The following is an 18,982-nucleotide window of genomic DNA, read 5'->3' as shown; positions in this document are numbered from 1 at the left end:
CTCGATTACATACACACGGGCGACGTCATGCCGGAAGAAGCTTCCGGCATGACGTCGCCCACGGAGAAAATACGCCACAAAGGTGTGGAAGACCGCACGCTGTCAGTCGATGCAGACTTCTTTGAGGATGTTCAGGCTGTCCAGAGCCCGGCCCGTGCCGACCGCCACTGTGGAAAGCGGGTCGTCCACCACGGTGATGGGCAGGGAGGTCTCCTCGCGCAGAAGCTGATCCAGACCCTTGAGCAGCGCGCCGCCGCCCGTGAGCACAATGCCGCGGTCCACAATGTCCGCGGCCAGTTCCGGCGGGGTCTGCTCCAGGGCGATGCGCACGGCCTGCACAATGCTGTCCACCTGCTCGGAAATGGCTTTGCGCACTTCCTCGGAGGTGATGATGATATTCTGCGGGATGCCCGTGACCAAGTCCCGGCCTTTGACCTCAATCTGCTGTTCCGGATCCAGGGGGTAAGCCGAAGCGATCTTGATCTTGATTTCCTCGGCCGAGGATTCGCCGATGAGCATGTTATATTTGCGTTTGACGTGGGTCATGATGGCTTCGTCCATCTTGTCCCCGCCTACGCGCACCGAGCGCGAATAGACGATGCCGGAAAGGGAAATCACCGCAACTTCGGTGGTGCCGCCGCCGATGTCCACCACCATGTTGGAGGTGGGTTCTTGAATGGGCAGGTCCGCGCCGATGGCCGCGGCCATGGGTTCCTCAATCAGGTAGACTTCACGCGCTCCGGCTGACTGGGCGGATTCCTTGACGGCCCGCTTCTCCACCTGGGTGATGCCCGTGGGCACGCAGATCATGATCCGGGGGCGCACCAGGCGGCGCGAGTTGTGCACTTTGGCGATGAAGTGGCGCAGCATGGCCTCGGTCACTTCAAAGTCGGCGATGACGCCGTCCTTCATGGGACGGATGGCCCAGATGTTGCCGGGGGTTCTGCCGAGCATGCGCTTGGCGTCGTGGCCCACGGCCAGCACCACGTTGTTGCCGCGCGAATCCTTTTTGACCGCCACCACCGAGGGCTCGCGCAGCACAATGCCCTGGCCCTTGACGTAGACGCAGGTATTGGCCGTGCCCAGGTCGATGGCCAGATCGTTGGAAAACATCCCCAGTGCGAAATCCAGAATCTTGGACATTACTCTTGCTTGCCTCGCTGTGCTGGTATGCGTATGGTCCCGGCGGGCGGGAGCGGCATTCCGGGGCCGTCGCGGCGGCAACGGTCCGGAAATAATTTTTTGTCGTCAGGCTGAAAACTGTTCGGCTAAAACGGGCGTGAAGTCAAGACGATGGGCGTGGGGTTCAAAAACTTTGTCCCGGCCGGCGGATTCCCGAACCGGCCCCGGAACAGCCCGTAATCCGCCCGCAAGGCGCGTTAGTATGGTGCGTTGGCATACTCTGGCCGCGTATTTCCGTCGCAAGTACGGCATGCGGGTGCAAAAAATTCCACTTGACGCCGGTTCGGCCTGTCCCAACCGCGACGGCCTGCTGTCCACGCGGGGTTGTGTCTTCTGCAACGCCCTGGGTTCGGGCTCGGGCCTGGGCGGGCGCGGCCTGTCCCTGGCGGTCCAGTGGCAGGCTTGGCGGCAAAAGTACCGCGCCGGGGACCCGGACTGTCGTTTCCTGGCCTATCTGCAATCCTTTTCCAATACCTACGGCTCCCTGGAGCGCCTGCAAGACCTGCTGCACGCGGTCGCAACCCTGCCGGACTGCTGCGGCCTGGCCGTGGGTACGCGGCCCGACTGCCTGAGCCCGTCCAAGCTGGACGCTCTGCTCCGGGCCGGGGCCGAAGCGGGCGTTGCGGAGATCTGGCTGGAGCTGGGCCTGCAAAGCGCCCATGACGCCACTCTGGCCCGGGTCAACAGGGGGCATACGGCGGCCTGCGCGGCCAAAGCCGTGGCCGAAGCCGCCGGGCGCGGCCTGCTGGTCTGCGGGCATCTGATGGCCGGTTTGCCCGGCGAGGGCGAGGCGGCTTTTCTGGAAAGCGTGGACTGGGCCGTGAGCCTGCCCCTGCACGGCCTCAAACTGCACAATGTTTATGTGCCCGAGGGCACGGAACTGGCCCGCCGGTACCGGGACGGGCGCTACCAGCCCCTGGAGCGCGACGAATATGTGGACCTGCTCTGCGCGGCCCTGCCGCGCATTCCTTCCCGCCTGGTCATGCACCGTCTGCAAAGCGATCCCGCGCCCGGCGAACTGGTGGCCCCGGCCTGGGCCGCGCTCAAACGCCCGCTGATGGCGGATCTGCTGCGCGCCCTGCACGCGCGCGATCTCTGGCAGGGCTGCCGGGCCGACGTTCCGGAGGGCCGGCCCGCGTGGTACGGCGGGTAGGGGCGGCCTCGAAAAGCCCGGGTTCATCGTCGCCGGACAGGGCACACAGGGCCCAGGCCGCGTCTTGACCTTTATCACGGCCGGAACTATGCAGATGGGCGTCAATTTATAGTATTTTCAACATACTTCGCGGGACGGCCGGGATGGGGATGGTCTGCTTTCTTGCGGCGCTGGGCCTGCTGGTGCTGGGTTACGCGGTGTACGGCGTTTTTGTGGAAAAGGTTTTCGGCATTGACCGCACGCGGCCGACCCCGGTGCAGAGCAGGGCGGACGGCGTGGATTGCGTGGCCCTGCCTCCGTACAAGATTTTTTTCATCCAGTTGCTGAACATCGCGGGCCTGGGGCCGGTGTTCGGGCCCATTCTGGGCGCGGTGTACGGCCCCGCGGCCCTGCTCTGGGTGGTCTTCGGCTGCATTTTCGCGGGCGCGGTGCACGATTTCCTCACCGGGGCCATGAGCCTGCGTTACGGGGCGGCCTCCTATCCGGAGCTCATCGGGCGCAATCTGGGCAAATATGCCCGCTGGTTCATGCTGGTCTTCACCATCTGGTTCATGGTTCTGGTGGGCGCGGTTTTCGTCAACGGCCCGGCCGGGCTGCTGGCCTTCAAGACCGGCGAGCTGCTGCGTTCCTGGGAGGGCGGCGCGGCCGTGTTGCAGTGGCTTGAAGCCTGTCCGCTGGCCGTGTTCTGCGCCGGGGCGGACGGCACGGTTTCTGCGGGCAAGGTGCTGGCCCTGTTCTTTTCCGCTCTGATTTTCAGCTATTATTTCGTCGCCACTATCCTGCCCATCGATAAGATCATCGGCAGGATATACCCCTTTTTCGCCATCCTGCTGCTGTTCATGGCCTTCGGCCTGCTGGCCGCGCTGCTGCTCAATCCCCAGTACAGCATTCTGCCCAACCTGCGCCCGGCCGACTTTTTCACTAACCTGAACCCCAAGGGTGCGCCCCTTTGGCCTTTACTCTTCGTGACCATCGCCTGCGGGGCGATCTCGGGCTTCCACGCCACCCAGTCGCCCATGATGGCCCGCTGCATGCGCTCGGAAGGGCAGGCCCGGCTGATGTTTTACGGGGTAATGATCGCCGAGGGCGTGCTGGCGCTGATCTGGGTGACCATCGGGCTTTCTTTTTACGACGGGGACCCGGCGGCCCTGATGGCGGCCGGAACTCCGGCGGTGGTGGTTTCCAAGGCTTCCGAAGGCCTGCTGGGCGGGCTGGTGGGGGGCACCCTGGTTTTTCTGGGCGTGGTCATCCTGCCCATTTCCACCGGCGACACGGCCTTCCGCACCGGGCGGCTCATCCTGGCCGACGTGCTCCGTTTTGAGCAGGGCTCGCTGGGGCGGCGCATCGTGCTGGCCGTGCCGCTCTTTCTGCTGGGCATTTACTTTGCCGTAGGCGACTTCACGGCCATCTGGATGGCCTTCGGCTGGACGAACCAGACCCTGGCCTGCGTGTCCCTCTGGGCGGCGGCGGTCTGGCTGCGCCGCCGCAAACGCCTGCACTGGGTGGCCACCGTGCCCGCGTTGTTCATGACCGCCGTGTGCGGCAGCTATCTCTTTTACTTTGATAAATTTCCCTTCCGCTGGTCCATGACGGCCTCGGTCTGCATGGGGCTGGCCGCCTCCGGGCTCTGCTTCGCGCTCTTTCTCGCCAGGGGCGGCAGGATGCCGGAGGGTGACGAGGCGAAGTTCTGACGCGGCAGTCGCGTGACCGGGGCTGTCAGGCGGCCTGCTTTTTCCGGGCGAGCTGTTGCTTTACTTGCGCGCCGCGCGCCAGAGCATAATTCAACATAATACTCTCGGTACGTTTTTTATGCTTCAAACGTTTGCTCCCGCGTCCGCGCAAGGCGGCCCGGCACGCCGGTACCGGCTCTGGGATCTGCTCGTCCTGGCCCTGGCGGCCTGCTATGCCTGGGCCGCATTACAGGGCGTGCTGTCCATTTCCGTCGGCGGCGCGCAGTTGGACAGTGACCTGGCCACCTATGCCCAAGGCATGGCCGGGGCGGATCATCCCGAACTGTTTGTCTTGGATCCCGTGCTGCGCGCCGTCACGCCGGCCAACAGCATCTGGAATTTGGAACGCTTCACGGCGCGCCTGCTGACCCCCGGCAACGACTATGTGGTGGGACTGTTCCGGGCCGGAGCTCTGGCTATCTTCATTTTCTACGCGGGCTGGTACCTTTTGGGCCGCTGGCTGTTCGGAAGTCCGGGCCTGGCTTTTCTGCTGGCCCTGCTGGCCGGAGTCACTGTCTGGGTGGAGTGGGGCACTTTCTGGGGCATCGCGCAGTCGGACCCTGTGCCGCGCGTGTTTTTCGCCGCGCTCTGGCCCTTTCTGCTGCTGGGGGCCCTGGCCGCTCAGGAGCGGGCGCTCCTGAGGCCTCCGGCCATGCTGGCCGCAGGCCTGTGCATGTGGGTGCACGGCATAAGCGCCTTGAACACCGGGGCCATGTTCTTTCTGGCCTTTGCCCTGCACCGTCCCCAGGGGCAGAGCCTGGTCGCGCATCTGGTCAATTGTGTTTTCTGCCTGGTGTTGTATTTCATACCGGTATTGGCCTTTCTCTGGCCTTCACTGACCCAGACTCACGCCTTCAGTGCGGCTGACATGGCCGTTTTTCAGGAATTGTTCAACCTGCGCTGGCAGGAGGACTATGGTCGCCTGGGGGAACGGCTGGCCCATCTGGTAAGTTTTTCCAGCCCGATGCTGCCCCTGCTTTGCGGCGGCTTCGCGGCCTGGTTGATCGTCCGGCGGCGCGGAGGAATGCGGGCGCGCCGCCTTGCCGCCATGTGCCCGGCCTTTGTGCTGGCCCTTGTCCTGGTTGTGTTGTTTTCCTGGGCGGAATCCCGCCTTGCGCCGGAGTTCGGACGTCTGCCGCTGGGGCATGAGCTCGTGCGGGGTCTGCGTTTTCTGGTGCCTCTTTCCTGGCTGATGATTGTGGCCGCGTTAGCCTGCTTCCGGCCTCGCCTGTCCCGTGCCGGGCGTCTGCTGCTGGCGGGCGGCGTTACCTCGGCCGTGTTGTTGCTGAGCCATGATCGCCAGTATATGGCCGCGCAGTATGCGGTATCGCAAGCGACCGGCCTGCCGCTGCCCTTGCTGGACGACGCGCGGGAAGCCATGCGCGGAGCCGCCGCCTATCGGGAAGCTCTGGACAGGCTGGCACGGCTGGTGCCGCCGGGTGTGCCGGTTTTCAGCGACAGCGACGCCATGGCCGTGCGTTATCTGGCTCAGCGCCCTCTGGTGCATTCCTTTAAGGACGGGTATATTTTTTTCTATAACAAAGACGTGCAGGGCTCCCGCACCTGGCTGCGCTACAACGCCCTGATGCAGCAGGGACCCACGGGCTACATCGACGCCTGGCTTGCCTCGGGCGTGCCTTGGCTGCTGAGCGGCCGTCCGCGGGACAAGGCCCTGCTGGAGCCTTACGGCGAGGTGCTCTGGGAAAACGGCGGCTGGCTCATCGCGCGGCGGCGTGGAGGATAGGCATGGAGCGGGATGGAAAAGATATCCCTTTGGTGACGGATCTGGACGGCACCCTGGTGGCCGGAGACACCCTGGTGGAGGGAGTTAAGGATCTGCTGGCGCGCAGGCCGTGGATGTGCTGCGTATTGCCGTTCTGGGTAGCGCGCGGGCGGCGTTTTTTTAAAAAGCAGCTTGCCCCCTGGAGCGCGGCGGCCTGTCTGCGCATGCCTCTCAATGCCTCGGTGGCCGACCTGCTGGGGGAAGCCGCCCGCACGGGGCGCCGGGTCTGCCTGGCTACAGCCGCCTATGAGGAAGTGGCCGAGGCCATGCGCGTTCGATTGCCGCTTTTTGACGCTGTTTTCGCCACCACGTCGGCGGTGAATCTCAAAGGCGGGCACAAGGCTCGCTTTCTCAGTGAGATGTTCGGAAGGGGCGGGTTTGACTATTTCGGCGATTCCACAGCGGATCTGCCGGTCTGGGCCGAAGCGCGCAAAGCCTATGTGATCGGCGACGCGGCGCTGGCGGAAAGGGTGCGTTCCCTGAACCCTGAGGTCATGTGCATTGTCCCCCGCTGGACACAAGAGCCGTACGGCGTCAGTTAATGGGTTCCAGCAGGAATTGCAGGCTCTGCACGTTGATGAAGCAGGTCGCACAGAACAAGACCACCAGCAGCGCGGTATACAGCATGAATTTTTTCTCATGAAACAGTTTTTCCGGTGTCTGCACCACGGAATCGGCGTTCATGCTGATGCTGAAATACCAGGAGAACAACAGGGCCACCAAGGGAAAAAGAAAAATAAACTCAATCTTGTACTTGATGAGTGAAATGCCCAGGAACAGCGCGGTGTTCATGGCGTAGAAAAAGGCTGAGACAAGCAGCTTCCGTTCCGTGTAACTGGCAAGGCTCTTGCGGTACCGGGCCATGACTTCCTTGGAGCGGATGCTGCGCAGTTCGGCGAAGCGTTTCAGGGCCATGAGAAAAGCGCCGCCGCACCAGTACGCCAGCAGAAAGCTGCTGGGCGGAAGATGATCGGGTATGCAGATGGCCCAGCCGAGAACCAGGCGCAAGGGATTGTTAATGGATTCCGAGATGACGTCGAGATAGGGCACATCCTTGGTGCGCAGGGGCGGCACGTTATAGCAGATGCCCATGATCAGAAGAAAAAGCGCTGTGAATCCAAACAGTTTATTGATATAAAAGCCCAGCCAGAGCCCGAGGCAGGCCAGCAGGGCGTATTCCAGCAGCACATAGCGCAGGCGCACCAGGCCCTGCGCCGCCGGGCGCAGGTATTTGGTGGGATGTTGCCTGTCGTTGGGCGCATCCAGATATTCGTTGATGCAGTAGTTGGCCGAGGCGATGCAGCAGGTGCTGACCAGGCCGAGGATGAGATTTCCCGCCAGGTTGGCCGGAATGTCCCGCAGAAAGAGGAAAGCCAGGCAGAGACCCGGAAACATGAAAAACTGTTTGAACCAGTGATCCGGGCGCGCGATCTGAATATAGGGCCGCAACTTTTCCAAGGGGACCGCCTTTCAAAATCCAGACTGTACAGTCTGGAACGAGAAAAGCCCGCGGGCTTTTCTCGTGTTAATGTGTTGTGCTCCCGGCAGAATAATTTTTCTGACGGATCACTCACATGAATTATGTGACGGCGTATATCAAAAAAGCTCGCGCAGGAAAAGCCGCCGGACGGACCCGTCCGTTTGCGGGCCGCGCGCGAGGAGGTCGCCATGCGTGATTGTTGCCGCATCCGGGCGGTGGATATAGCGGCTCTGCTGCTGATTGCGGTCTACGCGCTGGCCGCCTTGGCGGGCGTGCTGGAGATTTCCGCCAACGGGACGGAGCTGGACAGCGACCTCGGCATGTATGCTTACATCACCGCCGGGGAGCAACATCCCGAAAGTTTCAGCGCCGATCCGACGGCGGCCCTGCATTCCCATTCTTTTTGGAATGCGGCGCGTTATCTGGGTGCCCTGCTCACGCCGGGAAACGAGTATGCCGTAGGCCTGCTGCGGGCCGGGGCCCTGGCGGTCTTCGTTTTTTACGCGGGCTTTTATCTTCTGGGGCGCTGGCTGTTCGGCAGTCCCATTCTGGCCGCCGTTCTGAGCCTGGTCATGGGCGTAACCGTCTGGGTGGGCTGGGGAACATTCTGGGGCGTCACCCACAGCGACCCTGTGCCGCGCGTATTTTTCGCCGCGCTGTTTCCTTTTCTGCTCTGGGGCGGCATCGCGGCCCTGCGTCATGTCCGGGCCAGGCCCCTGGTCATGCTGGCCGCCGGTTTGTGCGTCTGGGTGCATAATATCAGCGCGCTGGCCACGGGGGCCATGCTGTTCATGGCCTTTGCCCTGAACAGAGAGAAGCGGAGCTGGGCTGTTCATCTGGGCATCCTGGCAGTCTGCCTGTTATGTTTTTTCCTGCCCGTGCTGTTTTCTCTCCGTTCTCTTTTGGGGGGACAGGCCGCTGTTCTCAGCGCCGACAATCTGGCCGTGCTCAGATATTTGTTCGATCTGCGCCTGGGGGCGGATTATGGGAGGATGCTGGCGGATCTGGGCGGGTATCTGCTGACCTGCAGCGTGATATTTCCGCTCTTTCCCGCCGCCTGCGCGGGCTGGCTGATCACCGTGTCCGCCGGATGGGGAGGCGGGGAGCGCGCGCGCGATCTGGCGCGCATGTATCCCGGCATGCTGCTGGCTCTGGCTTTGGTGGCCCTGTTTTCCTGGGCCGAGTTTCAACTGGCCGCGCGGCTGGGCCGCTTGCCCCTGGGCCATGATTTGATCCGGGGCACGCGTTTTCTGGTGCCGTTGGCTTGGCTGATGGTCGTTTCCGGAGTGGCCTGCTTCTGGCCGCGCCTGCGCAAGATTTTTCGTTTTTCTCTGCTGGCCGGCATTGCCCTGGCGGTCCTGCTGCTGAATCAGGACCGCTGGCACATGGGCGCGCTCCACAGCCTGGCCCGGCATACGGGCCTCACCCTGCCGCTTCAGGACCGGGCGGAGGACCGGCTGCGGCACAATGCCGCCCGGCGTGAGGCGCTGGAAAAACTGAGCGCGTTGACGCGTCCCGGCGACGTGGTCTTCAGCGACAACGGTGATTCCGCCATCCGTTACCTGGCTTTGCGCGGCCTTTTCCACAGTTTCAAGGACGGTCTGTATCCCTACTACGGCAAGGATGCGGACTGGGCCCGCGTCTGGCTGCGCTACAACGCCCTGATGCAGCGGGGACCCACAGGCTATATCGACGCCTGGCTGGCCTCGGGCGTGTCCTGGCTGTTGAGCGGCCGCCCGCAGGACAGGGCTCTGCTGGAGCCTTACGGCGATGTGCTCTGGGAAAACAAGGGCTGGCTTATTGTGCGTCGGCGCTGAGTGCGCGGCCCGCACGGCCATGCGGCATTGCCGCCGCTTGCGCCGGTCAGCCCTTGGGCTTGAGGATGGGGCCCGCGCGCTCGCCCACCAGGGTGTCTTCCAGTGTGGCGCACATTTTCTGATACTTGCCGTTCAGAAAGCGGAAACGGCGCAGCCGGGCCGTGAAGTCCGGACCCGCCGCGGCCACGCGCCGCTCGAAGAGGGTGCGCGCAAAGGCGTAAAGCTCCAGGTCCGCATTGTTCAGGCGCGCGGCCAAAGCCCGGTCTTCGGCGCTGACGGCGTCGGCCAGGCCGGGGCGCAGCATGTTCCGGCGTTCGTGGAAGAGCTTTTGCAAGCCGATTTCGTCGGCCAGCAGCAGGAGGCTTTCGTCAAAGCGCTCCTGAATGCCCACAAAGCAGAAACTTTCTTCCAGATGCTTTTTAGCCAGGGCCAGCACCTCGTCCGGATTCCTGTCCGGCGCGAACACGCCCGCCAGACAGTGGGTGACGAAGTTTCTGCCCCGGAATTTCAGCAGGGGATCGTTGCTGGTGAGGTAGTCCCGGAAGCTGACGGCATTTTCGTTGAGATAGGCGTAGAGATGGTTTTCAGGCCAGGACTTCTGGAAGACGTATTCCGAAACAAGCCGACTCAAGGGCTCGCGCAGCAGGGTGAACATGCGCAGGCGACGGCCGTAGAGGCTGGGCGGATCGAAACTTTCGGGCATCAGATGCCCCTCGATGAGGCGGATGCGCTCCAGCACGTCCGCCTCCAGCATACGGCAGCGCTCGTAATCCTCCTTGGCATAGACGCTCAGGACGGTTTCAGGCGCGAAATTATCGTGCAGAACGGCGTTCAGCGTGGTCCCGGCCGTGCGCGGCAGATGCAGGAAAAAGAGCGTTTCATCCATGGCGTGTTCCCCGGAGCGTATTTGTATACCTCGCCGGGGCCGTCCCGCAAGCGGGGCGGCCGTGCCGTGCTTGCCTCCGCCGCATGAATCCGGCATACTTACTCTTCCATAAAATATTTCGCATAGGAACGCGGCGGATTCCGACGGGGCCTGTTCGCGCTGACGCGGAGTAGTTTTGGAGGCGATGTTTTCAAAGCGCCATCCAGCCGGAGCCGTTACGCTTCGCGGTGCGCCGCACACGCCGGGGCGGCACGTTTACTGTTTCAATGCTCTGAAACTGACTTTTCACGCCGACGCGGGGGTGTCCCATGCAGCCGGAACTTCTGCTCTTCGACATAGGCAACACGTCCATCAAGGTGGGGCTGGCCAATGAGCGGCACGTGCTGACTTCCTACACCCTGCCGGCCAACGCCGGGCACACCTCGGACAGCCTGGGCCTCACGCTTCTTTCCCTTTTGCGGCACGCGGACACGGATATGGCGAAGCTCAAGGCCTGCGTGGCCTCTTCCGTGGTGCCGGGTTTCGACCCGCTGCTGCGCGAGGCCGTGGCCCGCTATCTGGACCGGCCCCTGTACTGCGCGCCCGACGACTTGCCCATTCCCCTGGAAAACCGTTACGAACGGCCCTCCGAAGTGGGAGCGGACCGCCTGGTGGGGGCTTTCGCCGCCCGCAGGCTCTGCCCGGACGCGGCCTCCCTGCTGGTGGTGGACTTCGGCACGGCGGTGACTTTTGACTGCGTGAGCGGGCAGGCCTATCTGGGCGGCCTGATCTTTCCGGGCCCGGCCACGGCCCTGGCCGCGTTGTCGCGCGAAGCCGCCAAATTGCCCAGAGTCAATCTGGACATTCGCGCGCAAGAACCCGCGCCCGGCCGCGACACCACCACCAGCATCCAGCATGGTCTGGTCTTTGGCTTTGTCTGTATGGTGGAGGGCCTGACCCAGCGGCTCAAGCGGCAGATGTCCGGCCCGATCAAGGTGCTGGCCACAGGCGGCTTTGCCGCGTCCATCGCCAGGGTGAGCCCGGTCTTCGACCATGTTCTGCCCGCCCTGTTGCTGGATGGCCTGCGGCGTCTGTACTATGAGGAGCGGGATATTCTCTGAGGCCGCCGCGCATCGGCGCGCCCGGCCTTGTTCTGAACATAACCCCAACATGAGGGCATAAGGAGCGAATATGAGCAGCATTGCCTCTGTTTTCGGCCGTGAGATCCTGGATTCGCGCGGCAATCCCACCGTGGAAGTGGAAGTGACCCTGGAATCGGGCATCAGCGCCCGCGCGGCCGTGCCGTCCGGCGCGTCCACCGGCAGCCGGGAGGCGCTGGAAATGCGCGACGGCGACAAGAAACGTTATGGCGGCAAGGGCGTGACCAAAGCCGTGGAGCATGTCAACGGCGAAATCGCCGACGCGCTTCTGGGCCTGGACGTGCTGCGCCAGGTGCAGATCGACAACAGCCTTATCGATCTGGACGGCACGGACAACAAATCCCGCCTGGGCGCCAACGCCATGCTGGGCGTGTCCATGGCTTGCGCGCGGGCCGCGGCCACCTTTCTGGGCCTGCCGCTCTACAAGTATCTCGGCGGCATCAACGCCAAGGTGCTGCCCGCGCCCATGATGAACATCATCAACGGCGGCGCGCACGCCCCCAACAACCTGGACATCCAGGAATTCATGATCATGCCCATCGGGGCTATGACCTTCCGCGATTCCCTGCGCATGGGCACGGAGATTTTCCATACCCTGCAGGCCATCCTGAAAGCGGACGGGCATGTGACCAGCGTGGGCGACGAGGGCGGCTTCGCGCCCAATCTCAAGAACCATGACGAAGCCTTTGCCTACATCATCAAGGCCATCGAGGAGGCGGGCTACAATCCCGGCGGCGAAGTGGCCCTGGCTATCGACGCGGCCGCCTCGGAATTCTACCAGGACGGCAAGTACGTGCTCAAGGGCGAGGGCAAGACCTTCAACAACGCCGAAATGGTCGAATGGCTGGCCGGGTTCACCCGCAAATACCCGCTGATCTCCATTGAGGACGGCATGGCCGAAGGCGACTGGGACGGCTGGGGCATGCTTACCGCCAGCCTGGGCGAGAGCATTCAGCTGGTGGGCGACGACATCTTCGTGACCAACCCGGCCATCCTGGCCGAGGGCATTTCCGAAGGCGTGGGCAACTCCATCCTGATCAAGCTGAACCAGATCGGCACAGTGACCGAAACCCTGGACACCATTGAAATGGCCAAGGAAGCGGCCTACACCACCGTCATTTCGCACCGCTCCGGCGAAACCGAAGACAGCTTTATTGCGGATCTGGCCGTGGGCGTCAACGCCGGGCAGATCAAGACCGGCTCGCTCTGCCGTTCCGAGCGCATGGCCAAGTATAACCAGTTGCTGCGCATTGAGGAGGAACTGGGCGACGAGGCCGAATTCTTCGGCCCCATGCTGGCCGAGTATTACGCGCTGGGCGACAGCGAGGACTAAAACGCTATGCCGAACGCAAGGCCCGCGCCCGTAAAGGACGCGGGCCTTGTTGCAGCGGAGTCTTTCAGGGTGGAACATGCCGTAACATTCGCGGTAGCGAGATTCGGTATCCCGGTCTTTCAGTCCGCTTTCTATTGCTGTCGCGCGGAGGTGCCTGGAAATGACGGCATCGCTTGCACTTGACACTGTTTCAAAGCCGACCTGGGGAGAGCCGTATGGCGTTGAAAAGTTTTCCCATCAGATGGTGTTGTTTTCGCGGCCGGGCGTCACGCGCGGAATTTGTGTGGAATCTCTTTGCGTATGCCCTGATGCTGCCGCTGTTCTATGTGGTCATGGCGGTTCTGGGATCCATGATGCCGCTACTGAGTCTAGCCGGTGGAGCGGCCATTCTAGCCGTGTGGCTGACGTGGGTGGGAGTGAGCGTGCGGCGTCTGAAGGATTGCGGTCGCAGCCTTTGGTGGGTAGCCGTACCGCTGTTGCCTTCATTGTTGCAGACGGGTGAGGTGTTGCTGTTGCGGTACTGCCGGGATGACGCATGGGCCACCGAGCTGCTGGATCATCCCGCTTGGCATGTCCTGTGGGCAATTTCAGTGCTGGGCGCCCTGCTTTTTCTGCTTTATCTGCTGATCAAGAAAAGCACGCCCGACCCCAATCGCTACGGGCCTGACCCTCTGATTTCGGCGGAAGCCTTGGCCGGAAAGCCTGCTATTTCCCATGGCCTTAGCCACCGGGAAGGCCTTGAGCAGTGAAATTCATTGCAGCCGTGAAAATCTGCCTGCGCAAGTACGCCTGTTTCCGGGGCCGGGCCCCTCGCTCGGAATTCTGGTGGTTTTCGTTTGTTGCCCTGCTTGCGCAGGGCGTCGTCCTGATTTCCTGCCTTTCACTCATCCGGAGCTTGAAAAGCATGCCGTCCTGGGGGGGATTCCAAATACTCGCCGTCACGGATGCGCTCATCGCCGTCCTGCTGCAGTTTGTCATCTTTATCCCTATGTTGGCCGTCGGCATTCGACGCTTGCATGACAGCGATCTCAGCGGCTGGTGGCTGCCGACGGCCATGTGGCTGCCGTCGCTGCTTGCGCTGGGATGCGCCCTGCTGTGGGGCAGGCCTGAAGCCCTGGACCTGGTAAAGCTGGTCGGCGGCAATTCCTCATTGTTCCCGAAGATACTGGACGGGCATCCCGTGCTGTCCTGGTCCCTGCGCATCCTCAATATGCTGCTGCAATTCTTTTTGCTGTTCGTCTGGGTCAGAAAAGGCACTTCCGGTCCCAATCGTTTCGGGCCTGACCCCCTGGCTCCGGAGACGGTCCCTGGGAATCCGCCGGTTTCTCCCCCGGCGGAGCGCAAAGCGACCATGAGCTTCGCCCGCGGCATCAAAACCTGCCTGCGCAAGTATCTGCATGTCCGGGGGCGGGCATCGCGCGCGGAATTCTGGTGGTTCGTGCTGTTGTACGCGCTGCTGCTCCTGGGGTACAAGATACTGCTCTTCCGGCAGCAGGGGCCGGACTGGCTGTTCTTTGTGACGCAGGGTCTGCCCTTGCTGGCCCTGTTGCTCCTGGCGGTTCCCCTGTTGGCCGTGGGTGTCCGGAGACTGCACGACAGCAACCTCAGGTGCTGGTGGCTGCTGGTTCCACTTGTTCCCACACTGCTGGCTCTGGGCATCGGCGCTTGGGTGGGCATACCCGCTTCACTCGTCTGGATGGAAATCACGGACGCGGCCCTTGCCTATCATCTGGAGCGGTATCCCGGCGAATTCTGGATCTTGCATCTGCCGACGGCGCTGTTGCTTCTGCTTCTGCTGTGCCTCTGCCTCAGAAAGGGCACGTCCGGTCCGAATCGTTTTGGCCCAGATCCTCTGACAGTGGCGAGGGAGCGTAGGATATGAGCATTGCCGCCATAGTCAGAGCCAATTTGAGTCAGTTCGCGGATTTCAGGGGCAGATCGTCCCGTGAGGAATTCTGGTGCTTTTTTCTGGTCGGCGTGCTGGCAGCGCAGTCAATGTCCTTGCTGACGGGTTCGTTGAGCAGCATTTTCCCGGCGTTCGGCAGCTCTATGCTCGCCTCGCCGCCATTCATGGTGCGAGGGCTGTTGCTTTTGCCCTTTCTGGCGGCTGCGGCCCGGCGCCTGCGTGACTGCGGCAAAAGTCCCTGGTGGCTGTGCCTGGCCCTGCCGCGCCTCTTACTGGAGAGCTGGGAGCTGGCGACCTTCCTGATGGCGGACTATGCCTTTGGCGGACCGCTGATGTACCCCCTCGCGGAAATCTGTCTCGTGATTCTTTTGTTCCTGCTCACCGCTGAAAGGAGAGATAAGCAGGGTGTTTCCGTCGCCGCCGGCGGAAAAGAGGCGCGGGTGCCGTCCTTTACAACGGCCGTGAAACTTTGCCTGCGCCGTTGTCTTCTGTTCCGGGGCCGGGCATCGCGCGCGGAGTTCTGGTGGTTCGTGCTGGCCTGGCAGCTGCTTGCGCTTTTTCTTGAGAGTCAGGTGCTGATCCTGAGCGTGCTGCTGGGCTCGCATCTCGTTCCCTACGGTCCGGCGGCTGTGCGTCTGGCCTGCTCGGCCTTCTGCATTTTGCCCCTGTGCGCAGCCGGGGCACGCCGCCTGCACGACCGGGGCATGCCCGGCTGGTGGATGCTGCTGGGTCTGCCCTCCCTGATCATCGCGCCCGCTCTCGCCTTCTGGGCGCCGCTGGAAATCTGGGGCGGGAAAGAGAGCGCCCGGCTGTTCCAATTGATGCTCCGGCCGGAGCTGAACATGCCTCAGCTCCTGTCTCCGTTGGTGCAGCTTGCGGCTTCATGTTTGCTGCTCAGTCTTTACTGGCTGCTGACCGTGGACGGCGCGGCCGGTCCCAACCGCTACGGGCCGGATTCGCTGGAGGGCGAGCCGGGACGGAGGGCCAGGGTGCTGGTCTTCCGGGAATCGGGCCCTGACCGGCCCGAACCGGCCCGGCGCGTCAGGCGAAATGGAGGGAGAAGACCCGCCCGGAGCTTGAGCGCGGCGCGCGGATGGCGTATGCTGAATTTTTCTGATCAGTTTTGAACCCCAAGGCCGGAGAAGAGCATGCTTTTGATTGACGGCAAGGAAACGTCTCGCGTCATCCGCGAGGAACTCAGGGAAGAAGTGGCCGCCGCCTGCGGCAAAGGCCGCCGCGCGCCGGGTCTGGCAGTGATCCTGGTGGGCGAGGACCCCGCGTCGGAGGTCTATGTGCGCAACAAGGAGCGGGCCTGCGCCGAGGCGGGCATTATCTCCTTCCCCTATCATCTGCCCGCGTCCACCGGCCAGCACGAACTGCTGGCCCTGATCCATGAATGCAACCGCCGTCCGGATGTGGACGGCATTCTGCTGCAATTGCCCCTGCCGTGCGGCCTGGACGCCCAGGCTTGCCTGCTGGCTATTGATCCGGCCAAGGATGTGGACGGCTTCCATCCTGAAAATGTGGGCCGCCTTTCCCTGGGCCTGCCGGGTTTTGTCTCCTGCACGCCCTCGGGCGTCATGGAGCTGTTGCGGCGCTACGACCTCTCGCCCGCAGGCAAAAAGGCCGTGGTGGTGGGGCGCTCCGACATCGTGGGCAAACCGCTGGCCATGCTCCTGGCCCGGCCCGGCGATTACGCCAATGCCACGGTGACCATCTGCCATTCGCGCACTCCGGATCTGGCGGCGGAATGCCGCAATGCGGACTTCCTTTTTCTGGCCATGGGGCGGCCCCGCTTCGTCACCGCCGATATGGTGCGCGAAGGCGTGGTCGTCATTGATGTGGGCATCAACCGCACGCCCGAAGGCCTTTGCGGCGACGCGGACTTCGCGGGCGTGAGCGCCAAGGCGCGCGCCATCACGCCGGTGCCCGGCGGCGTGGGGCCCATGACCATCGCCATGCTGCTCAAAAACACCGTGCAGTCCTGGCGCGGCCGCACGGCATAGAGCACTTCACACTTGAAATGTTCCAACGCCGGACACGGTGAGGCGCGCCGCGAAGACCGACCCGACGGGCGGCCTGCGGGGCCGTGCCTGTAGCCCAAAGGGCGTACAGACATCGAGAGCAACGCGGCGTGGATTCCGGCAAAGCGACCGAAGGCGGCCCGAAGGTCTGTCCCCGTTGGCGACAACGGAGCCATACGGGGATCGACACAGCGCTAAACCGCGTTTTAGCATTGCCGCCGACATCCGTACGGCCCGAACCCGCCAGCGGCTGCCGTTTCCACTGTGCGCGGGCGGCGTTGGGTTTGAACTGTGTAACACTCCAAACGTAAAATACCGTGGTGCCCGATCGGAAAACCGGGAAAGGGGAACATATGGAATTCGCGCCCGCTGTGCGGCGTTGCCTGACCGAGAAGTATTGCAGCTTCAAGGGGCGGGCCTCGCGCTCGGAATTCTGGTGGTTCATGTTATTTATGTTCCTGGTCAATGTTGTTGTGAGCCTTGTCGCCGGTTTTCTTCCCTCAGCGGCGGGGAACGGCCTCAGCGTCCTGGTTTCGCTGGCTTTCATTTTGCCCAATATCGGGGTCACCGCGCGCCGCCTGCACGACCGCAACCTGTCGGGCTGGTGGCAGTTGGCGCCCATAGTCCCCACCATTCTGCTGCTGGCGATGATTTTCACGATGTCGATTACGGAGACCGCCCTGGTTCTCTTGTCTCTTCTGGCGGTGGCCGTGGCTATCTGGTTTCTCATAATGCTGATTCTGCCCGGCACGCTCGGGCCCAACCGCTTCGGCCCTGATCCGTTGAGGTCCGCGCCCCCGGACAGCGCGCCGGGCAACCCCCAATGAAAAACGGAGAAAGGGGAGAGATATGACCTTTGCCCAGGCCGTGCGCGTCTGTCTGAAAGACAAATACTGCAATTTCCGGGGCCGCGCGTCCCGTTCGGAATTCTGGTGGTTCATGCTGTGCATCGGCCTGATCAATCTGGCCGCCAATATCGTGCTTTCGCCCTTGCCGCCCAAGACGGCCATGGGGCTGAACTTTCTGGTTTCCCTGGCCCTGCTTCTGCCCAATCTCGGGGTGACGGTGCGCCGCCTGCACGATCGTAATCTGGCGGGCTGGTGGCTGCTGGTTCCCATCTTCAGCCTGTTGTTCTGGCTGCTGGGCCGGGGCGCGCCCGGCGGCAATGCCGGTCCGGTGTCGGCCCTGCTCTCCCTGTCCATGTGCATCTGCTATCTTGCCATCCTGTCGCTGCCGGGCACGGCCGGGCCCAACCGTTTCGGGCCCGATCCCCTGGCGGCGGGAAACGCGGGGGAATAGGCCGCCCCGCGGCCCTCTTGCCAGAACGGGCGCGTTGGCGTATGGCCCCGGAATCATCTGCCATAACGTGAGGACAACCATGTACCGCAATGCGAAAAATGTCGGCTACTATATGATAGGCAAGGGCGCGCTGGCCCAACTGGGCGATCTGCTGACCACCCGCCGCGAGGCGCAGGACGGACCGGCGGTCTTTTTCCTTGATCATTATTTTGAGGGCAAGGGCTTGGCGGATCGCCTGCCCGTGGAAAACCAGGATATGGTGCTCTACGTGGATACCACGGAAGAGCCCACCACCGACAGCGTGGACGGCTACACCGCCCGGGCCAAGGAATTTCTGGGCGGCAAAATGCCCTGCGCCCTGCTGGCCTTCGGCGGCGGCTCGACCTTGGACACCTGCAAATGCGTGGGCAATCTGCTGACCAATCCCGGCAAGGCCGAGGACTACCAGGGCTGGGAGCTGGTCAAACATCCCGCGCCCTACAAGATCGCCGTGCCCACGCTTTCCGGCACGGGTTCGGAAACCTCGCGCACGGGCATCATCTGCAATGAGGCCAAAAATCTCAAGCTGGGCATGAACAGCGACTATACCATGTTCGACCAGGTGCTTCTGGACCCGGACCTGACCGCCAGCGTGCCGCGCAACCAGTATTTTTACACCGGCATCGACACCTACATGCACTGCTTCGAAAGCCTTTCCGGTTCCTACCGCAACGTGGTGGTGGATTCCCTGGCGGAAAAGGCCATCGACATCTGCAAGCGGGTCTTTCTTTCCGACGACATGATGAGCGACGAAAACCGCGAGCTGATGATGATCGCCTCCTTCTTGGGCGGCATGGCCGCCGGTTTCGTGGGCGTGGTGCATCCTGTTTCGGCGGGTCTGAGCATGGTGCTGCACATGCCCCACGGTCTGGCCAACTGCCACTCCCTGTCCGTGCTGGAAGACATCTATCCCACGGAATACCGGGACTTCATGGCCATGATCGAGCGTCAGGGCATTGATCTGCCCAAGGGCATCTGCCAAGGGCTCAGCGACGCGCAGTACACAGCCCTGTACGAGGCCAGCATCGTGCATGAAAAGCCCCTGATCAACCGCCTGGGCCCGGATTTTAAAAAGATTCTCACCAAAGAGAATGTGATCGGGCGTTTCAAAAACATGTAGCGCGGCATTTGTCCCTTTTTGCCGCTGGCGGCGTTATCAATGCTGTCTTTATCCGTAAGGCGGTAACGCCGCCAACGGCTAAAGCAAACAC

General features: G+C 62.8%; 17 protein-coding genes. 14 read left to right on the top strand and 3 right to left on the bottom strand.

The genetic code is table 11. The features are described from left to right. Positions 1-102: 102 nt before the first annotated feature. Entirely contained in the window at positions 103-1,143 is a 1,041-nt protein-coding gene (locus tag HMPREF0326_RS02115; protein ID WP_008682471.1) for a rod shape-determining protein, read from the bottom strand. 241 nt (positions 1,144-1,384) lie between these two features. Between HMPREF0326_RS02115 and HMPREF0326_RS02110 the strand changes: the two genes are divergently transcribed. The 4 genes from HMPREF0326_RS02110 to HMPREF0326_RS02095 all read left to right on the top strand — a co-directional run bounded on the left by HMPREF0326_RS02110 (position 1,385) and on the right by HMPREF0326_RS02095 (position 6,390). Then, positions 1,385-2,335, top strand: a complete 951-nt coding sequence (locus tag HMPREF0326_RS02110; protein WP_009303112.1) for a TIGR01212 family radical SAM protein — start codon at positions 1,385-1,387, stop codon at positions 2,333-2,335. A 143-nt stretch (positions 2,336-2,478) separates the two neighbouring features. After that, a complete protein-coding gene (locus tag HMPREF0326_RS02105; protein ID WP_009303111.1) occupies positions 2,479-4,026 on the top strand; it encodes a carbon starvation CstA family protein in 1,548 nt (515 codons plus the stop codon). Between the two features lie 118 nt (positions 4,027-4,144). Continuing rightward, complete coding sequence (locus tag HMPREF0326_RS02100) at positions 4,145-5,809, top strand: hypothetical protein (protein WP_009303110.1); 1,665 nt, start codon at positions 4,145-4,147, stop codon at positions 5,807-5,809. 2 nt (positions 5,810-5,811) lie between these two features. Next, positions 5,812-6,390, top strand: coding sequence for a prenyltransferase (locus HMPREF0326_RS02095; RefSeq protein WP_008682466.1), 579 nt, complete (start codon positions 5,812-5,814; stop codon positions 6,388-6,390). Here the strand turns inward: HMPREF0326_RS02095 and HMPREF0326_RS02090 are convergent. Beyond that, positions 6,383-7,306 (bottom strand): UbiA prenyltransferase family protein, encoded by a 924-nt coding sequence (locus HMPREF0326_RS02090; RefSeq protein WP_008682456.1) that lies wholly within the window; start codon positions 7,304-7,306, stop codon positions 6,383-6,385. The two genes, HMPREF0326_RS02095 and HMPREF0326_RS02090, sit on opposite strands and share 8 nt — an antisense overlap. Positions 7,307-7,516: 210 nt before the next feature. Here HMPREF0326_RS02090 and HMPREF0326_RS02085 point away from each other — a divergent pair, with 210 nt between their 5' ends. Continuing rightward, positions 7,517-9,145 (top strand): hypothetical protein, encoded by a 1,629-nt coding sequence (locus tag HMPREF0326_RS02085; protein ID WP_009303109.1) that lies wholly within the window; start codon positions 7,517-7,519, stop codon positions 9,143-9,145. 46 nt (positions 9,146-9,191) lie between these two features. On the opposite strand, the gene HMPREF0326_RS02080 is transcribed toward HMPREF0326_RS02085, so the two are convergent. Further along, complete coding sequence (locus tag HMPREF0326_RS02080; protein ID WP_008682454.1) at positions 9,192-10,031, bottom strand: sulfotransferase family 2 domain-containing protein; 840 nt, start codon at positions 10,029-10,031, stop codon at positions 9,192-9,194. A 308-nt stretch (positions 10,032-10,339) separates the two neighbouring features. On the opposite strand from HMPREF0326_RS02080, the gene HMPREF0326_RS02075 reads away from it, so the two are divergent. The 9 genes from HMPREF0326_RS02075 (at position 10,340) to HMPREF0326_RS02035 (ending at position 18,891) form a co-directional block, all read left to right on the top strand. Next, entirely contained in the window at positions 10,340-11,131 is a 792-nt protein-coding gene (locus HMPREF0326_RS02075; protein ID WP_008682453.1) for a type III pantothenate kinase, read from the top strand. Between the two features lie 70 nt (positions 11,132-11,201). Next, positions 11,202-12,503, top strand: coding sequence for a phosphopyruvate hydratase (eno, locus tag HMPREF0326_RS02070; RefSeq protein ID WP_008682452.1), 1,302 nt, complete (start codon positions 11,202-11,204; stop codon positions 12,501-12,503). Between the two features lie 215 nt (positions 12,504-12,718). After that, positions 12,719-13,252: a DUF805 domain-containing protein gene (locus HMPREF0326_RS02065; RefSeq protein ID WP_008682451.1), complete on the top strand. Its 534-nt coding sequence runs from the start codon at positions 12,719-12,721 to the stop codon at positions 13,250-13,252. Beyond that, on the top strand, positions 13,249-14,385 hold the full coding sequence (locus HMPREF0326_RS17280) for a DUF805 domain-containing protein (RefSeq protein WP_008682450.1): 1,137 nt from the start codon (positions 13,249-13,251) through the stop codon (positions 14,383-14,385). The genes HMPREF0326_RS02065 and HMPREF0326_RS17280 overlap by 4 nt, the downstream gene beginning before the upstream one ends. Further along, positions 14,382-15,536, top strand: coding sequence for a DUF805 domain-containing protein (locus HMPREF0326_RS02055; RefSeq protein ID WP_008682447.1), 1,155 nt, complete (start codon positions 14,382-14,384; stop codon positions 15,534-15,536). The genes HMPREF0326_RS17280 and HMPREF0326_RS02055 overlap by 4 nt, the downstream gene beginning before the upstream one ends. A gap of 21 nt (positions 15,537-15,557) precedes the next feature. Further along, positions 15,558-16,415 (top strand): bifunctional methylenetetrahydrofolate dehydrogenase/methenyltetrahydrofolate cyclohydrolase FolD, encoded by an 858-nt coding sequence (gene folD, locus HMPREF0326_RS02050; protein WP_008682445.1) that lies wholly within the window; start codon positions 15,558-15,560, stop codon positions 16,413-16,415. Positions 16,416-16,786: 371 nt separating this feature from the next. Beyond that, positions 16,787-17,260, top strand: coding sequence for a DUF805 domain-containing protein (locus HMPREF0326_RS02045; RefSeq protein ID WP_009303105.1), 474 nt, complete (start codon positions 16,787-16,789; stop codon positions 17,258-17,260). Between the two features lie 22 nt (positions 17,261-17,282). Continuing rightward, positions 17,283-17,732: a DUF805 domain-containing protein gene (locus tag HMPREF0326_RS02040; protein WP_008682443.1), complete on the top strand. Its 450-nt coding sequence runs from the start codon at positions 17,283-17,285 to the stop codon at positions 17,730-17,732. Between the two features lie 79 nt (positions 17,733-17,811). Continuing rightward, a complete protein-coding gene (locus tag HMPREF0326_RS02035) occupies positions 17,812-18,891 on the top strand; it encodes an iron-containing alcohol dehydrogenase family protein (protein WP_008682442.1) in 1,080 nt (359 codons plus the stop codon). The last annotated feature ends 91 nt before the right edge of the window (positions 18,892-18,982 follow it).

The organism is Desulfovibrio sp. 3_1_syn3 (assembly GCF_000145315.2).
GTDB classification, from domain to species: Bacteria; Desulfobacterota; Desulfovibrionia; order Desulfovibrionales; family Desulfovibrionaceae; genus Desulfovibrio; species Desulfovibrio fairfieldensis.
Note: the sequence above shows the minus strand (reverse complement) of the source record. Positions and strands in the feature narration are given on the sequence as shown.